This window comes from Brevundimonas sp. UBA7507 (assembly GCF_002478355.1).
In the GTDB taxonomy this organism is placed as follows: Bacteria; Pseudomonadota; Alphaproteobacteria; order Caulobacterales; family Caulobacteraceae; genus Brevundimonas; species Brevundimonas diminuta_D.
This window is the reverse complement of the sequence record NZ_DLNP01000021.1, coordinates 23,504-40,059: the sequence shown is the minus strand read 5'-3', so window position 1 is coordinate 40,059 and position 16,556 is coordinate 23,504. Positions and strand designations below refer to the sequence as shown.

The window sequence follows — 16,556 nt, the reverse complement described above, 5'->3', positions numbered from 1 at the left end:
TTCTTGTGCGTGTAGTCGATCTCGGCCTTGCGGCTGATGGACTCGCGATAGGCCACCTGCGGCGCGCCGATGGTCGCTTCGACCTTATAGGTGCGCTTCAGGATGTCGATCTTGATGTCCAGGTGCAGCTCGCCCATGCCCTTCAGGATCGTCTGGCCCGACTCGTGGTCGGTCGAAACGGTGAAGGACGGATCTTCCGAAGCCAGCTTGGCCAGGGCGACGCCCAGCTTCTCCTGGTCGGCCTTGGTCTTGGGCTCGACGGCGATCTCGATAACCGGCGCCGGGAATTCCATCTTCTCGAGGATGACCGGCGACTTCAGCGGATCGCACAGGGTGTCGCCCGTGCGGGTTTCCTTCAGGCCGGCCAGGGCGACGATGTCGCCGGCGTAGGCTTCCTTGATGTCCTCGCGGTTGTTCGAGTGCATCAGCAGCATGCGGCCGACACGCTCACGCTTGTCACGCGACGAGTTCAGCAGCGATTGGCCGGTCTCCATCTTGCCCGAGTACAGGCGGCAGAAGGTGATCGAACCGACGAAGGGGTCGTCCATGATCTTGAACGCCAGAACCGACAGGGGCTCTTCGTCCGAAGCCTTGCGGGTGATCGGCTCTTCGGTCTTGAAGTCGATGCCCGGCGTCGGCGGGATGTCCACCGGCGACGGCAGGTAGTCGACGACGGCGTCGAGCAGGGGCTGAACGCCCTTGTTCTTGAAGGCCGAGCCGGCCAGGATCGGATAGAAGGCGCCGGTGATGACGGCCTTACGGATGCAGCGCTTCAGCACTTCGACCGAGGGCTCGTTGCCTTCCAGATAGGCTTCCATCGCCTCGTCGTCGATCTCGACGGCGTTGTCGACCAGGTACTGGCGAGCGGCGGCCACGGCGTCAGCCATGTCGGCCGGGATGTCGCGCACGTCGGCCGAGGCGCCGACTTGGTCGGTTTCCCAGACCAGAGCCTTCATCTCGACCAGGTCGACCACGCCCTTCAGGTTCGATTCCGAACCGATCGGCAGTTGGATCGGCACGGCCTTGGCGCCCAGACGGTCGCGGATCGACTCGACCGACTTCTCGAAGTCGGCGCCGATCTTGTCCATCTTGTTGACGAAGACGATGCGGGGGACGTTGTACTTGTCGGCCTGGCGCCAGACGGTTTCCGTCTGCGGCTCGACGCCGGCATTGCCGTCCAGCACCGTGACGGCGCCGTCGAGCACGCGCAGCGAACGCTCGACCTCAATGGTGAAGTCCACGTGGCCGGGGGTGTCGATGATGTTCAGGCGCTTTTCGCGCCAGAAAGCGGTCGTCGCGGCCGACGTGATGGTGATGCCGCGTTCCTGCTCCTGGTCCATCCAGTCCATGGTGGACGCGCCGTCGTGCGTCTCGCCCATTTTGTGGTTCTTGCCGGTGTAGAACAGGATCCGCTCGGTCGTCGTCGTCTTGCCCGCGTCGATGTGGGCCATGATGCCGAAGTTGCGGTAGTCTTCGATTTTATGAGTGCGGGGCATTGAAGTTGCCTTCCGGGAGCTTCGCGGACGCGGCGAGCGCCCTGGGGTGTCGGATATGACGGCGCGGGCGGTTCAACCTGAACGCCCGCGCCGGATCGTCTTAAATAGTCGCCGCCATTGGCGGTTTTAAGACGCTTACCAGCGGTAGTGGCTGAAGGCGCGGTTGGCTTCGGCCATCTTGTGGGTGTCTTCGCGCTTCTTGACCGCGGTGCCGCGGTTGTTCGAGGCGTCCAGCAGCTCGGCGGCCAGCTTTTCCGTCATGGTGTTTTCGCCGCGGTTGCGCGCGGCGTTGACCAGCCAGCGGATGGCCAGGGCGCGACGACGGTCCGGACGGACTTCGACCGGCACCTGATAGGTGGCGCCGCCGACGCGACGCGAACGGACTTCGACCGACGGGGCGACGTTTTCCAGGGCGGCGTGGAAGGTCTCGACCGCAGTCTGCTCCTTCTTCTTGTCCGCCAGGATGTCGAAGGCGCCGTAAACGATGTTTTCGGCGACGGCCTTCTTACCTTCGTACATGACGTAGTTCATGAACTTGGTGACCACCAGGTCTCCGAACTTGGGATCCGGCAGAACTTCACGCTTCTGGGCGCGGTGACGACGCGACATGGGTTATTCCTTCTCGGGCCCGACTGACGTCGGGAAAATCTCTGAAACGTAGGCCGGGGCCGATTACTTCGGACGCTTGGCGCCGTAGTGCGAACGACGCTGCTTGCGGTCCTTGACGCCCTGCGTATCGAGCACGCCGCGCAGGATGTGGTAGCGAACGCCGGGCAAGTCCTTCACGCGGCCGCCGCGGATCAGCACGACCGAGTGCTCCTGCAGGTTGTGGCCTTCGCCGGGGATGTAGCACACGGCTTCGACGCCGTTCTTGGCCAGGCGGACCTTGGCGACCTTACGCAGAGCCGAGTTCGGCTTCTTCGGGGTCGTGGTGTACACGCGGGTGCAGACGCCGCGACGCTGGGGCGAACCCTCTAGGGCCGGAACCTTGTTGCGAACCGGCTTCGGCTTGCGGGGCTTGCGGATCAGTTGGTTGATCGTGGGCATTCGAATTCGTCTCTTTTCGATGTGGAGGCGTGTGTCTTTCGACCGGAGCGCCTCATGAGCCTTCTTTTGAACGGGACCGAAGCCCCGCCCGGGTGTTATCGAGCCGAGGTCACGACGCCCAAACAGAAAAACCGGAACGCGCGCTTCGGGCGTTCCGGCGGGACACAGCCCGTCCGTTCAATTGTCACGATCTCAGCGGACGGCGAACCGCCCACGTCTCGAAAGTGCGCGGCTTCTACGCGCGATCCGTTAACAGGTCAAGGGATTCGGACGGACGCCCTCCCGCAGCCCCGCGCTGGCGTCCTGTTCAGGGATCAATGATACTGCGCCTATATATCGCCATGCTTGCCTAGGCATCATTCGTTCGGACGATGGGGGAGCCTTCATGAGCATCGCCGTTCTGACCGCAGACCCCGAGAAACGGGCGCGACCGCGCCTCAAGCGGACCCTGACGGCGGGGGCCTCCCTGTTGATGCACGTGATCGTGCTGGGCAGCATGGCTCGCTATGCGGCGGACGATCGGCGCGAGGCTCTCCCTCCGCCGCCGGCGCCGCCGATCATCCAGCTTGAACTCGAACGTCCGTTCGTTCCGCCGCAGCCGTCGCCGCCCCTGCCTGCGCCGACGCGCGTCCCGACGCCTCCGCCCACGCCGATGGAAGCGCAACCGCCCCAGAGAACCGCAGCCCAACCTTCGCCGGCTCCTGCTCCGGCGCCCGCTGCGGTTCAGGCGACGCCGCCTCCTCGAACTGCGCCGCAAGCCGCGCCCCTGCCGACCCCTGCGCCCAAGGCGGCCCCCGCGCCGCCCGCCGCCGCGCTGGAGCGGGCGCCGGCCGCCCCCGCCGTGATCGCCCCCCTCCGCCCGCGCAAGAAGGACGAAGAGGACGGCCGCGACGGACTGCCCGCTCCGCCGGCGCCGCGCCTGGCCAATCCGGCGCCAGGCGCGCCTTCGGCCGCCGCCTCAGGCGTAGACGGCGTGTCGGATGCCTGGCGGGTGACGCCGGAAGGCCAGTTCGGCCGCAACGCCCGGGCGCTGCGCACCTCGCCCGCCGGCTGCCCCGCCGGCCGACTGTTGCGACGCGGTGAAGAGATCATCTGCGACGAGCGCTTCAACGCCCGCGCGGCGCAGGGCGCAGAGAACGGCCGCATCACCGGCACCGGCAACGCCGAGCGCGACGCCCGTTTCGCCCGCGAAGGCGCGCGCGAGATGCAACGATACGAAGCCCAACGACGCCCGCTCAGCGGCGGCGTCGGCGTGCTGGCGCCGCAGGACTGCCCCGGCTCCAACTTCGGCACAGGCTGCGCGGGCGCGCACCTGGATTCCTCGATGCAGATGGACTCCAACCGCAACGTCCAGACCCGCCGCGACGGCGCCCCGGCCTCGGGCCGCCCGATGACGCCCGGCGCCGCCGGTCCGCGCGAGCCGATGCGGCCGCAGTAGAAGCGGCTCCTTCTCCCCTTGTGGGAGAAGGTGGGCGCCGAAGGCGCTCGGATGAGGGGTCTCTCTGCCGCCGGGTGAAGGAGACTGGGCCAAACTCTCGCCCCCCTCATCCGTCATGCGCAGCGGCGCCCCTCCCTCGGTCTCAAGCAGCGAAAAGCGCGCTAGGCCAACAAAAAAGAGCGGCGCCTTTCGACGCCGCCCTCTTCTGTCTTTCAGGTCTGAACCCGGATCAGTCGGCCGACTGCTCCAGCTCCAGGGCCAGGTCCGCGGGAAGCGGCTCGACCGCGTCTTCGCGGGCCTGGGTCAGTTCAGCGTCACGCTCGTTGGCGATCTTCTGCAGGCTGCGCAGATAGGAGCCCGTGCCCGCCGGGATCAGACGACCCACGATCACGTTTTCCTTCAGGCCTTCCAGCGTATCCTTCTTGCCGTGGACCGAAGCCTCGGTGAGGACGCGGGTCGTTTCCTGGAACGAGGCCGCCGAGATGAAGCTGCGGGTCTGCAGCGACGCCTTGGTGATGCCCAGCAGGACCGGCTGCACGGTGGCGATGCGGCCCCCGCGCTTCTCGACCTTGGCGTTCTCGATGTCGACTTCGACGCGATCGACGTGGTCGCCCTTGATGAGCGTCGTCTCGGCGGAGTCGATGACTTCGACCTTCTGCAGCATCTGACGGACGATGACTTCGATGTGCTTGTCGTTGATCGGCACGCCCTGCAGTCGGTAGACCTCCTGCACTTCGTTCACCAGATACTCGGCCAGCGCCTCGACGCCCTGGATGCGCAGCAGGTCGTGCGGATCCGGGTTGCCGTCGATGATGTAGTCGCCCTTCTGGATCAGATCGCCGTCGTGGACGGAGATGTGCTTGCCCTTCGGGATCAGGAACTCGACCGCCTCGGCCTGGTTGCCGTCGGCATCCGGCTCCGGGGTGATCTTGATGCGGCGCTTGTTCTTGTAGTCGCGACCGAATTCGACGCGGCCGTCCATCTCGGCGATGACCGCGCAGTCCTTCGGACGACGGGCTTCGAACAGTTCGGCCACGCGCGGCAGACCGCCGGTGATGTCGCGGGTCTTGGCGCCTTCGGTCGGGATACGGGCGATGATGTCACCCGGCTTGACCTCGTCGCCGTTGGCCACCGACAGGATGGCCCCCACGGGCAGCAGGTAACGCGCGTCAGAACCGCTCGACAGCTTGGCGTAGCTGTCGCCCTGGGTGACGCCCATGGCCGGACGCAGGTCCGCACCGCGCGGGCTGGCGCGCCAGTCGGAGACGACGCGCTGGGCGATGCCCGTGGCCTCGTCCGTCTCTTCCTTGACCGACAGGCCCTCGACCAGATCCTCGAAGCGCACCACGCCGCCGACTTCCGTCAGGATCGGGGTGGTGTACGGATCCCACTCGGCCAGGCGCTGGTTCTTGACCACCTCGCCGCCGTCCTTGACGCGCAGGCGCGCGCCGTACGGCACCTTGTAGGATTCGCGGTCCTTGCCGTCGACGGTCACGGTGACCACGACGTTGCGGCTCATGGCCACCGGATCGCCGTGAGCGGCGATAACGGTCGGGCCGACGACCTTGATGACGCCCGCATTGGTCGCCTCGAAGAACGAGGTTTCCGCCACCTGGGCCGTACCGCCGATGTGGAAGGTACGCATCGTCAGCTGGGTGCCCGGCTCGCCGATCGACTGGGCGGCGATGACGCCGACCGCTTCGCCGATGTTGACGTTGGTGCCGCGCGCCAGGTCACGGCCGTAGCACATGCCGCAGATGCCGGCGTCGGCTTCACACGTCAGGGCCGAACGGACCTTGATGGACTGGACGCCGACCTTGTCGATCAGCTCGACTTCCTCTTCCTGCAGATAGGTGTCCGCAGGGAACAGGACTTCGCCGCCCGGCTCCTTGATGTCCTCGGCCGCGTAACGACCCAGGACGCGCTGGCCCAGCGAGACCAGCACGTCGCCGCCTTCGACCACGGCGCGCAGGGTGATGCCGCGCGTCGAGCCGCAGTCTTCCTCGGTGACGATGGAGTCCTGCGCCACGTCCACCAGACGACGGGTCAGGTAACCCGAGTTGGCGGTCTTCAGCGCGGTGTCGGCCAGACCCTTACGGGCGCCGTGGGTCGAGTTGAAGTACTCAAGGACGGTCAGGCCTTCCTTGAAGTTCGAGATGATCGGCGTCTCGATGATCTCGCCCGAGGGCTTGGCCATCAGGCCGCGCATGCCGCCCAGTTGCTTCATCTGAGCCTGCGAGCCACGAGCGCCCGAGTTGGCCATCATGAAGACCGAGTTGATGTCCGGCTCCTGACCCTTGATCAGGACGCGCGGCTGAGCGATCTCGCCCATCATCTCATCGGCGATCTTGTCCGTGGCCTTGGCCCAGGCGTCGACGACCTTGTTGTACTTCTCGCCCTTGGTGATCAGGCCGTCAGCATATTGCTGCTCGTACTCTTCCACCTGAGTGCGGGTTTCGTTGACCAGCTGTTCCTTCTTGGCCGGGATGACGATGTCGTCCTTGCCCACCGAGATGCCGGCCTTGGCCGCTTCACGGAAGCCCATCTGCATCATCTGGTCGGCGAAGATGACCGTCGCCTTCTGACCGCAGTGACGGTAGACCTGATCGATCAGGTTGCCGATTTCCTTCTTGGTCAGGTTCTTCTCAAGAAGCTTGTAGCCGATGTTCGGGTTCAGCGGCAGCAGAGCGCCCAGCTTCATCCGGCCCGGCGTGGTGTCGATCACCTTGGTCACGACTTCGCCGTCCGAGTTCATCTCGGTCCAGCGCGCCTTGATCTTGGTGTGCAGCTTGACGACCTGGGCGTCCAGCGCCGCGTCGATCTCGCCCATGTTGGCGAACAGCTTGCCTTCGCCCGGCTGGTTCTCCTTGACCAGCGACAGGTAGTACAGGCCCAGGACGATGTCCTGCGACGGCACGATGATCGGCTTGCCGTTGGCGGGCGACAGGATGTTGTTCGTCGACATCATCAGCACGCGCGCTTCCAGCTGGGCCTCGAGGCTCAGCGGGACGTGCACGGCCATCTGGTCACCGTCGAAGTCAGCGTTGAACGCCGTACAGACCAGCGGGTGCAGGCGGATGGCCTTGCCCTCGATCAGCTTGGGCTCGAACGCCTGGATGCCCAGACGGTGAAGCGTCGGCGCGCGGTTCAGCAGAACCGGGTGCTCGCGGATGACCTCATCCAGGATATCCCAGACGGCGGGCTGCTCGCGCTCGACCATGCGCTTGGACTGCTTGACGGTGCCCGACAGGCCCTTGGCGTCCAGACGCGCGTAGATGAACGGCTTGAACAGCTCCAGGGCCATCTTCTTGGGCAGGCCGCACTCATGCAGCTTCAGCTCGGGGCCCACGGTGATGACCGAACGGCCCGAGTAGTCGACGCGCTTGCCCAGCAGGTTCTGACGGAAGCGACCCTGCTTGCCCTTCAGCATGTCGGCCAGCGACTTCAGCGGACGCTTGTTCGCGCCGGTGATGACGCGACCGCGACGGCCGTTGTCGAACAGGGCGTCGACGGACTCCTGCAGCATCCGCTTTTCATTACGGATGATGATGTCCGGCGCGCGCAGCTCGATCAGACGCTTCAGGCGGTTGTTCCGGTTGATGACCCGGCGATACAGGTCGTTCAGGTCCGAGGTCGCGAAGCGGCCGCCGTCCAGCGGCACCAGCGGACGCAGTTCCGGCGGGATGACCGGCACGATGGTCAGGATCATCCACTCGGGCTTGTTGCCCGACTCGATGAAGGCTTCCATCAGCTTCAGACGCTTGGAGGCCTTCTTGGCCTTCAGCTCCGACGGGCTGTCGGCCAGTTCCGCGCGGTGCTTCTCGGCCTCGGCGTTCAGGTCGATCGCCATCAGCAGGTTGCGGACGGCCTCGGCGCCGATCTCGGCGGTGAAGCCGTCGTCGCCGAACTCTTCCTGATAGTGATAGAATTCGTCTTCCGTCAGCAGCTGGTTCTGCTTCAGCGGGGTCAGGCCCGGCTCGGTGACGATGTAGTTCTCGAAGTACAGGACGCGCTCGACGTCCTTCAGCGCCATGTCCAGCATCAGCGAGATGCGCGACGGCAGCGACTTCAGGAACCAGATGTGAGCGACCGGAGCGGCCAGGTCGATGTGGCCCATGCGCTCGCGGCGGACGCGAGCCAGGGTGACTTCAACGCCGCACTTCTCGCAGATGATGCCCTTGTACTTCATGCGCTTGTACTTGCCGCACAGGCATTCGTAGTCCTTGGTCGGGCCAAAGATACGGGCGCAGAACAGGCCGTCACGCTCGGGCTTGAACGTGCGGTAGTTGATGGTTTCCGGCTTCTTGATCTCGCCGAACGACCACGAACGGATCTTCTCCGGCGAGGCCAGGGCGATCTTGATCTGGTCAAAGGTCGGCGTGACCGGGACCGGGTTGAAGATGTTCAGGACTTCCTGGTTCATCTTTATTCCTTCTGCGGGGCTGCCCCGCGAAAATCATTCAGAGAGGAGAACAGGCGGACCGCCCTCCCCCGCCGAAGCGAGGAAGGGCGCTTGATCCGGTCAGCTGTTTTCCAGCTCCACGTTCAGGCCCAGCGAGCGCATTTCCTTCACCAGCACGTTGAAGGACTCGGGGATGCCGGCCTCGAAGCTGTCGTCGCCGCGGACGATGGCCTCGTAGACCTTGGTCCGGCCGGCCACGTCGTCCGACTTCACCGTCAGCATTTCCTGCAGGGTGTAGGCGGCGCCGTAAGCTTCCAGAGCCCAGACCTCCATTTCCCCGAAGCGCTGACCGCCGAACTGCGCCTTACCGCCCAGCGGCTGCTGGGTGACGAGCGAGTACGGGCCGATCGATCGGGCGTGGATCTTGTCGTCGACCAGGTGGTGCAGCTTCAGCATGTACACATAGCCGACCGTGACCGGACGCTTGAACTGCTCGCCCGTCTGGCCGTCGAACAGGATCGACTGACCCGAACGATCCAGGTCCGCCGATTCCAACAGATCCTCGATGTCCGAGATGCGCGCGCCGTCGAAGACCGGAGTCGCGAACGGAACGCCCTTGGACAGGTTCTGGGCCAGTTCGATCAGCTCTTCGTCGCTCTGCGGCAGCGGGGTGTCGGCGCCGTAGATCTGGGTCAGACGCGACACCAGGGCGTCGCGCATGCCGCCGTCCATCCACTGCTCGAGCAAGCCCTTGATCTGCTTGCCCAGACCAGCGGCGGCCCAACCCAGGTGGGTTTCGAAGATCTGGCCGATGTTCATGCGCGACGGCACGCCCAGCGGGTTCAGAACGATGTCGACGTGGGTGCCGTCGTCCAGGTGCGGCATGTCCTCGATCGGCAGGATCTTGGAGATGACGCCCTTGTTGCCGTGACGGCCGGCCATCTTGTCGCCCGGCTGAAGCTTGCGCTTCACGGCCACGAAGACCTTGACCATCTTCATGACGCCGGGCGGCATCTCGTCGCCGCGCTGCAGCTTCTCGACCTTGTCTTCAAAGCGGCGGTCGAGGGCCTTACGGGCGTCCTCGAACTGCTTCTTCATGGCCTCCAGCTCGCCCATCGCCTTCTCGTCGTCGAGGGCGACCTGCCACCACAGGCCCTTGGACACTTCCGCCAGCTTCTCTTCGGTCACTTCGCCGCGGCCCATGCCCTTCGGGCCGGACACGGCGGTCTTGCCGAGCAGCAGCGGCTTCACGCGGCCATAGACGTTGCGCTCAAGGATCTTGAGCTCGTCGTCGCGGTCCTTGCCCAGACGCTCGATCTCGGCGCGTTCGATGGCCACGGCGCGCTCGTCCTTGTCGATGCCGTGACGGTTGAACACGCGCACGTCGACGATGGTGCCGGCGACGCCCGGCGGCAGACGCAGCGAGGTGTCGCGCACGTCCGAAGCCTTCTCGCCGAAGATGGCGCGCAGCAGCTTCTCTTCCGGGGTCATCGGGCTTTCGCCCTTCGGTGTCACCTTGCCGACCAGGATGTCGCCCGGCTGGACCTCGGCGCCGATGGCCACGATGCCCGCCTCGTCGAGATTGCGCAGGGCTTCCTCGCCGACGTTCGGGATGTCGCGGGTGATTTCTTCCGGCCCAAGCTTCGTATCACGCGCCATCACTTCGAACTCTTCGAGGTGGATGGAGGTGAAGATGTCGTCGCGCACGATGCGCTCGGAGATCAGGATGGAGTCTTCGAAGTTGTAGCCGTTCCAGGGCATGTAGGCGACCAGGACGTTGCGGCCCAGAGCCAGTTCGCCCAGGTCCGTCGACGGACCGTCGGCGATCACGTCGCCGGCCTTCACCTCATCGCCCACGCGCACGATCGGGCGCTGGTTGATGCAGGTCGACTGGTTGGAACGCTGGAACTTCGACAGGCGATAGATGTCGACGCCCGAACGACCGGCGTCCACGTCGCCCGTGGCGCGAACCACGATGCGGGTGCCGTCGATCTGTTCGACCACGCCGTCACGACGCGCGATCACCACGGCGCCGGAGTCCACGGCCACGACCGCTTCCATGCCGGTGCCGACCAGCGGCGCGTCCGACTGCACCAGAGGCACGGCCTGACGTTGCATGTTGGCGCCCATCAGCGCGCGGTTGGCGTCGTCGTTTTCCAGGAAGGGGATCAGGGCGGCGGCGACCGAAACGACCTGTTTCGGTGACACGTCCATCATGTCGACCGTTTCCTTGGTCAGCAGCTGGGAGTCGCCGTTGATACGGCCCGGCACCAGCTCCTCGACGATCTCGCCGTCCTTCAGATCGATGTTGGCCTGGGCGATGACGTGCTTCGCCTCTTCCATGGCCGAGATGTAGACCACCTCGTCCGTCGCCTTGCCTTCGACCACGCGGCGGTACGGGCTTTCGATGAAGCCGTACTTGTTCACGCGGGCGTGGGTGGCCAGGGAGTTGATCAGACCGATGTTCGGGCCTTCCGGCGTTTCGATCGGGCAGATGCGGCCATAGTGCGTCGGGTGAACGTCGCGGACTTCAAAGCCCGCGCGCTCGCGCGTCAGACCGCCCGGGCCAAGCGCCGAAAGGCGACGCTTGTGGGTGATTTCCGACAGCGGGTTCGTCTGGTCCATGAACTGCGACAGCTGCGACGAGCCGAAGAATTCACGCACAGCCGCGGCGGCCGGTTTGGCGTTGATCAGGTCGTGCGGCATGACCGTGTCGATATCGACCGAGCTCATGCGCTCCTTGATGGCGCGCTCCATGCGCAGCAGACCGACGCGGTACTGGTTTTCCAGCAGTTCGCCGACCGAACGCACGCGACGGTTGCCCAGGTTGTCGATGTCATCGATCTCGCCGCGGCCGTCCTTCAGGCCGACCAGGATCTGCAGCACCTTCAGCACGTCGTCCTTCTGCAGGACGCGGATTTCGTCCGAAACCTCGGGGGTTTCCAGACGCATGTTCATCTTGACGCGGCCCACGGCCGACAGGTCGTAGCGCTCGGCGTCGAAGAACAGGGAGTTGAACATGGCCTCGGCCGCTTCCGGCGTCGGCGGCTCGCCCGGGCGCATGACGCGATAGACGTCGAACAGCGCATCCTCGCGGCCCGTGTTCTTGTCCACGCGCAGAGTGTTGCGCATGTAGGCGCCGACCGTCACGTGGTCGATGTCCAGCACGTCGATGGTGGTGAAGCCGTTGGCTTCCAGCAGTTCGATCGCCGCGGCGTCCAGCTCGTCGCCCGCCTCGGCGTAGATTTCGCCGGTCTGGTAGTTGACGGCGTCAGCGGCCAGATACTTGGTCAGCAGGGCGTCAGCCGCCAGCGACAGCGACTTCAGGCCGCCGTCGGCCAGCTTCTTGGCGGCGCGGGCGCTGATCTTCTGACCGGCCGGGGCGACCACTTCGCCGGTGTCGGCGTCGACCAGATCGAACTCCGGCTTCACGCCGCGCCAGCGCTCCGGCTTGTAGGGGGTGACCCAACCTTCGCCGCGCTTCTCGTAGGGGACGGTCTCGTAGAAGGTCTTGAGGATCTCTTCCCCGTCCATGCCCAGGGCATAGAGGAAGGTGGTGGCGGGCAGCTTGCGGCGACGGTCGATGCGGACGTAGACGATGTCCTTGGCGTCGAACTCAAAGTCCAGCCACGAGCCGCGATACGGGATCACGCGGGCGGCGAACAGCAGCTTGCCCGACGAGTGGGTCTTGCCCTTGTCGTGGTCGAAGAAGACGCCCGGCGAGCGGTGCATCTGCGAGACGATCACGCGCTCGGTGCCGTTGACGATGAAGGTGCCCTTGTCCGTCATGAGCGGGATGTCGCCCATGTAGACGTCCTGCTCCTTGATGTCCTTGACCGAACGGGCGCCCGTTTCTTCCTCGGTTTCAAAGACGATTAGGCGCAGCTTGACCTTCAGCGGCGCGGCATAGGTCATGTCGCGCTGGATGCACTCCTCGACGTCGTACTTCGGGTCTTCGAACTCGTAGGAGACGTATTCCAATACGGCGCGTTCGTTGAAGTCCTTGATCGGGAAGACCGACTTGAAGACCGCTTCAATGCCCTCGTCGTTGCGCAGACCGGGGCGCGACTCGCGCTGCAGGAACTGCTCATAGGAAGCGCGCTGAACCTCGATCAGGTTCGGCATCTGCACGGCTTCGGGGATGCGCCCGAAGCTGTAGCGAATGCGCTTCTTGCCGGTGAACGACGTGGCGGCAGCGATCTTACCCAAGGCGAGACCGTCGGTGGACTTGGCCATTCTGTTTTCCCAATCGCGGCCCCTTGCGAGGCCCGCTCTCAATGCAGCAGCCACGGCGCGCCGACCGGCGATCCGTGACCGTAAATGTCTCTCGGCGCCCACCCTCGATCCGCGAGCGGATCAGGACGCCTGGATGTATCCGCCCCCTTGGGGAGGGGCGACGCCTTCGCACCGGTCGGAGGGCGACAAACCGGGCCTCGGCGCTTTCGCGCGGGATTCAGGGAATCTGCGAACGCGCATATATACGCCCTTCTTCGGCGAAATAAAGACCCCTCACGCGGGCAGTCGACAGTTTCAATCAGCGTGATAAGCCTAGCCTTATGAAGCACATCGCCCTGCCCGTTCTCGCCGCCCTGTCGCTTGCCGCCTGCGCCTCGACGCAAGACGCTCGTCTCGCCGAACCGCGCACGCCCGTCGGCCCCGCCACCCAGGAGAACTGGGAGGTCGGCCAGGCCGCCTATCTAATGTGGAACAGCCAGCAGCGCGGCTGGACCGTCACGCCCTCCGGTCTGCAGTATCGGCGCGTCGGCAAGGCCAACCCCATGGGCGAGCAGCCGACGGCGACCGACACGGTCAAGGTCCACTATCGCGGTACCTTCATCGATGGGCGTGAGTTCGACAGCTCCTACTCGCGCAACGAACCGACCAGCTTCCCGCTCAACCGCGTCATCAAGGGGTGGACCGAGGGCGTGGCCCTGATGCGCGAAGGCGAGACCTATGAGTTCGTCATCCCCGCCGACCTGGCCTACGGCCCGCGCTGGATGGGCACGGAAATCCCCGCCAACTCGGCCCTGCGCTTCACGGTCGAACTGCTTGAAGTGAACCCGGAGCGCTAGTCCAGGTTCATGCCCGGCCTCCAACCGCTCTCGGCGAGGAAGCCCTTCACATCCGTCATCTGCAATATCTGTCGCAGGGCTTCGCGTTTATCCGGAGCGTTCCTATAGTAGGCCTTGGCGATCCGGTAGCCGACCCAGTAGCCGAGGTCGCCAGGCTTCTCTGGCGTTGAATTATAGACCCAGTCCTTAAGGTCGGTCTTGTCGATATCGGCGATGAAGGCGGTCTCGATCTCGAGTTCGCGCCCACGAGTCTGCGGCGCGAGATAGGCATAGGCCGGCGCGCCGATCATCAGCTCGGTGACGAACTCCGCGACGCCCTCAGCCAACGACACCTCCAGCACCGTGTACTGTTCCTTTTCGGTGAGTTCCGGCGCCTGCTGGGTGTGGACATACTCGTGGATCAGAACACCCACGAAGCGGTCCTCGATGTCGGGATTGATGAAGTCGGTGGCGCAGAGCGCCTCCAAGCCCACCTGGATTCCGTCTACCGGACTGCCGACCGCGACCGGGCGGCCGCGACCGATCACAAAGGTCGCCGACGGAAACTGCGCCTCGGGATACTGATCGATGAAGCGGGCCAGCCCCTCGGCGACCCGCGCACGGACGCGCGGCAGGTGGTCGGCGCAGGCCCGCGCCTCAACATAGATCTCGGGTCGAGCAGCCATGGCCTCCGCCATCCTTGCGCCCGTCACCCTGCGCACCTTCGCCAGGTGCGTCAGACCGGCGGAGCCCTCATCCAGATAGGCCTGAAGCTGCTCAGCGCTCGGCCGTCCGGCGGTGCTGTCGTAAAGCACATAGAAGCGATCGACGTCGCCGGTCTCGATCACGGGTTCGGGGCTGGCGCGATCCGGCGCCGCCATCTCGGCCGCGCCTGTCGACGACGACACCGTGATCGCCAGCACGGCGGCGACGCTCGCCAGAATCCGCTTCCCGTCCATGTGATCTTCCTCGTCTTGTGACGCCGCTGTCACGCTAGTACGCAATCGGAGCCGGTGAAATGAGTCTGCACGCAGACGACCCAAACATGACGGCGAATTCATCCGCCCACTTCGGGCTTGACCATAGCCGCAACGCACAGTGATCTGCGGCGTCCTCGCCGCCTTGCCGGAAAGTCCCCTCTGATGATGCGTCCCGCCGCCCGCCTGCTTGTCACCGCCTGCGCATCCGCCTTGCTGTTCAGCGCCGGTTCGGCCCTGGCCCAGGTGGGAACGCCCGCCCTGCCCGTGGCCCTGGCGCCGATCCCGGCGGCCAAGGACGAGGCCTATCCCGGCGTCATCAAGCTGGACGTCGACGCCACCGACATCGACCGCCGCCTGATCCAGGTGCGCCAGACCATCCCCGTCAGCGGCCCCGGCCCGCTGATCCTCTTCTATCCGCAATGGATTCCCGGCAACCACGGCCCGGTCGGCCCCGTCGCCAACGTCGGCGGATTGACCTTCACCGCCGAGGGGCGGCGGCTGGAGTGGGTGCGCAACACCGTCCAGTCCTGGGCCTATCAGATCGAGGTTCCGGCCGGCGTGACCGAGGTCGAGGCCGCCTTCCAGTGGCTGACGCCCATTGAAGGCAATCAGGGCCGCGTCGTCGTCACGCCCGAGATGCTGAACATCCAGTGGGAAAAGGCCCTGCTCTATCCGGCGGGCTATTATTCGCGTCAGATCACCTTCCAGCCGACGCTGAAGCTGCCTCAGGGCTGGAACTACGGCGTCGCCCTGGACACCGTCAGCTTCGAGAACGGCCTGGCGACCTTCGCCCCCATCACGCTGGAGCATCTGGCCGACAGCCCGGTCTTCGCCGGGGCCCATTATCGCCAGATCGACCTGGATCCGGGCGGTCGCTCGCCGGTGCGCCTGAACGTCGTGGCCGATGACGCCAAGATGCTGGAGGCGACGGACGAGCACGTCCAACTGCACCGCAACCTGGTCCAGCAGGCCGACCGCCTGTTCGGCGCGCGCCACTTCAACCACTACGACTTCCTGCTGGCCGTGACGGACAAGCTGGGCGGCATCGGGCTGGAGCACCACCGCTCGTCCGAGAACAGCGTCGATGTGAAGTATTTCACCGATCGCGAGGCCACCCTGGCCGACCGCGACCTCTTGGGCCACGAGTACGTCCACAGCTGGAACGGCAAGTGGCGCCGCCCGGCCGACCAACTGACCCCCAATCTGAACGAGCCGCTGCAGAACTCCCTGATGTGGGTCTATGAAGGCCAGACGCAGTATTGGGGCCTGGTCCTGACCGCCCGCGCGGGCCTGATGTCCAAGCAGCAGGCGCTGGACGTCCTGGCCATGAGCGCCGCCAGCTTCCAGCACATCCCCGGCCGCCAGTGGCGCGCCATGCAGGACACCACCAACGACCCCATCATCAGCCAGCGCCGCCCCCAGCCCTGGAGCAGCTATCAGCGCAGCGAGGACTATTACCGCGAAGGTTCGCTGATCTGGCTGGACGCCGACACCCTGATCCGCGAGCGGACCGGCGGGAAGAAGTCGCTGGACGACTTCGCCAAGGCCTTCTTCGGCGTCGAGGACGGCGACTGGGATCCAACCCCCTACACCTTCGCCGATGTGACCTCGACGCTGAACGGGGTGCAGACGAACGACTGGGCCGCCTTCCTGCGCGAACGTCTGGACGCGGTCGGCCCCGACTCGCGCGGACCGCTGGACGGCATTGAGCGCGGCGGCTACCGCCTGGTCTTCAAGGAGGAGCCGTCCGGCTACATGGGCGCCCTCTACAAGGAGCTGGGGCGCAACGACTTCACCTATTCGCTCGGCTTCATGATGAACGGGTCGAACAGGATCACCTCCGTCCTGTGGGGCGGCCCGGCGTTCGAACAAGGCCTGACCTCAGGCTGGGAAGTCGTCGCCGTCGGCGGGCGCGCCGCATCGGCCGACGCACTGAAAGAAGCCGTCACCGCCGCCAAGGGGACGTCCGAACCGATCGAGTTGATCCTCAAGAACGGCGACCGCTTCCGGACGGTGCGCTTCGACTACCACGACGGCCTGCGCTATCCGCATCTTGAACGGATCGAAGGCACGCCTGACCGACTGGGCGACATCCTGTCGCCTCGCCGCCGATAACGCCTCCTGCCAAGCCTAATACCGACC

9 protein-coding genes are annotated in these 16,556 nt (G+C 65.4%); 3 read left to right on the top strand and 6 right to left on the bottom strand.

Features of this window, described 5'->3' with window-relative positions:
• The 3 genes from fusA to rpsL form a co-directional block, all read right to left on the bottom strand.
• The coding region (gene fusA, locus B3D50_RS14955) for an elongation factor G (RefSeq protein ID WP_286952393.1) at positions 1-1,496 on the bottom strand (1,496 nt) is incomplete at its 3' end.
• Positions 1,497-1,631: 135 nt separating this feature from the next.
• Positions 1,632-2,105 (bottom strand): 30S ribosomal protein S7, encoded by a 474-nt coding sequence (gene rpsG / locus B3D50_RS14950; protein WP_003165507.1) that lies wholly within the window; start codon positions 2,103-2,105, stop codon positions 1,632-1,634.
• A gap of 63 nt (positions 2,106-2,168) precedes the next feature.
• Positions 2,169-2,543: a 30S ribosomal protein S12 gene (gene rpsL, locus B3D50_RS14945; protein ID WP_003165508.1), complete on the bottom strand. Its 375-nt coding sequence runs from the start codon at positions 2,541-2,543 to the stop codon at positions 2,169-2,171.
• Between the two features lie 385 nt (positions 2,544-2,928).
• On the opposite strand from rpsL, the gene B3D50_RS14940 reads away from it, so the two are divergent.
• A complete protein-coding gene (locus B3D50_RS14940; RefSeq protein WP_286952392.1) occupies positions 2,929-3,981 on the top strand; it encodes a hypothetical protein in 1,053 nt (350 codons plus the stop codon).
• 229 nt (positions 3,982-4,210) lie between these two features.
• Here the strand turns inward: B3D50_RS14940 and rpoC are convergent, their stop codons facing one another.
• Together rpoC and rpoB are read right to left on the bottom strand one after the other, a co-directional pair.
• Positions 4,211-8,404 carry a DNA-directed RNA polymerase subunit beta' gene (gene rpoC / locus B3D50_RS14935; RefSeq protein WP_088409945.1) on the bottom strand — a complete coding sequence of 1,398 codons (4,194 nt, stop codon included), beginning with the start codon at positions 8,402-8,404 and terminating at the stop codon, positions 4,211-4,213.
• A 99-nt stretch (positions 8,405-8,503) separates the two neighbouring features.
• Positions 8,504-12,619 (bottom strand): DNA-directed RNA polymerase subunit beta, encoded by a 4,116-nt coding sequence (rpoB, locus tag B3D50_RS14930; protein WP_286952390.1) that lies wholly within the window; start codon positions 12,617-12,619, stop codon positions 8,504-8,506.
• A gap of 320 nt (positions 12,620-12,939) precedes the next feature.
• Here rpoB and B3D50_RS14925 point away from each other — a divergent pair, with 320 nt between their 5' ends.
• A complete protein-coding gene (locus B3D50_RS14925; protein ID WP_269299833.1) occupies positions 12,940-13,455 on the top strand; it encodes an FKBP-type peptidyl-prolyl cis-trans isomerase in 516 nt (171 codons plus the stop codon).
• Here the strand turns inward: B3D50_RS14925 and B3D50_RS14920 are convergent.
• Entirely contained in the window at positions 13,452-14,393 is a 942-nt protein-coding gene (locus B3D50_RS14920) for a DUF2268 domain-containing putative Zn-dependent protease (RefSeq protein WP_286952388.1), read from the bottom strand. The genes B3D50_RS14925 and B3D50_RS14920 overlap by 4 nt on opposite strands.
• Positions 14,394-14,579: 186 nt before the next feature.
• On the opposite strand from B3D50_RS14920, the gene B3D50_RS14915 reads away from it, so the two are divergent.
• Positions 14,580-16,529 (top strand): M61 family metallopeptidase, encoded by a 1,950-nt coding sequence (locus B3D50_RS14915; RefSeq protein ID WP_409516113.1) that lies wholly within the window; start codon positions 14,580-14,582, stop codon positions 16,527-16,529.
• Positions 16,530-16,556: the final 27 nt, after the last annotated feature.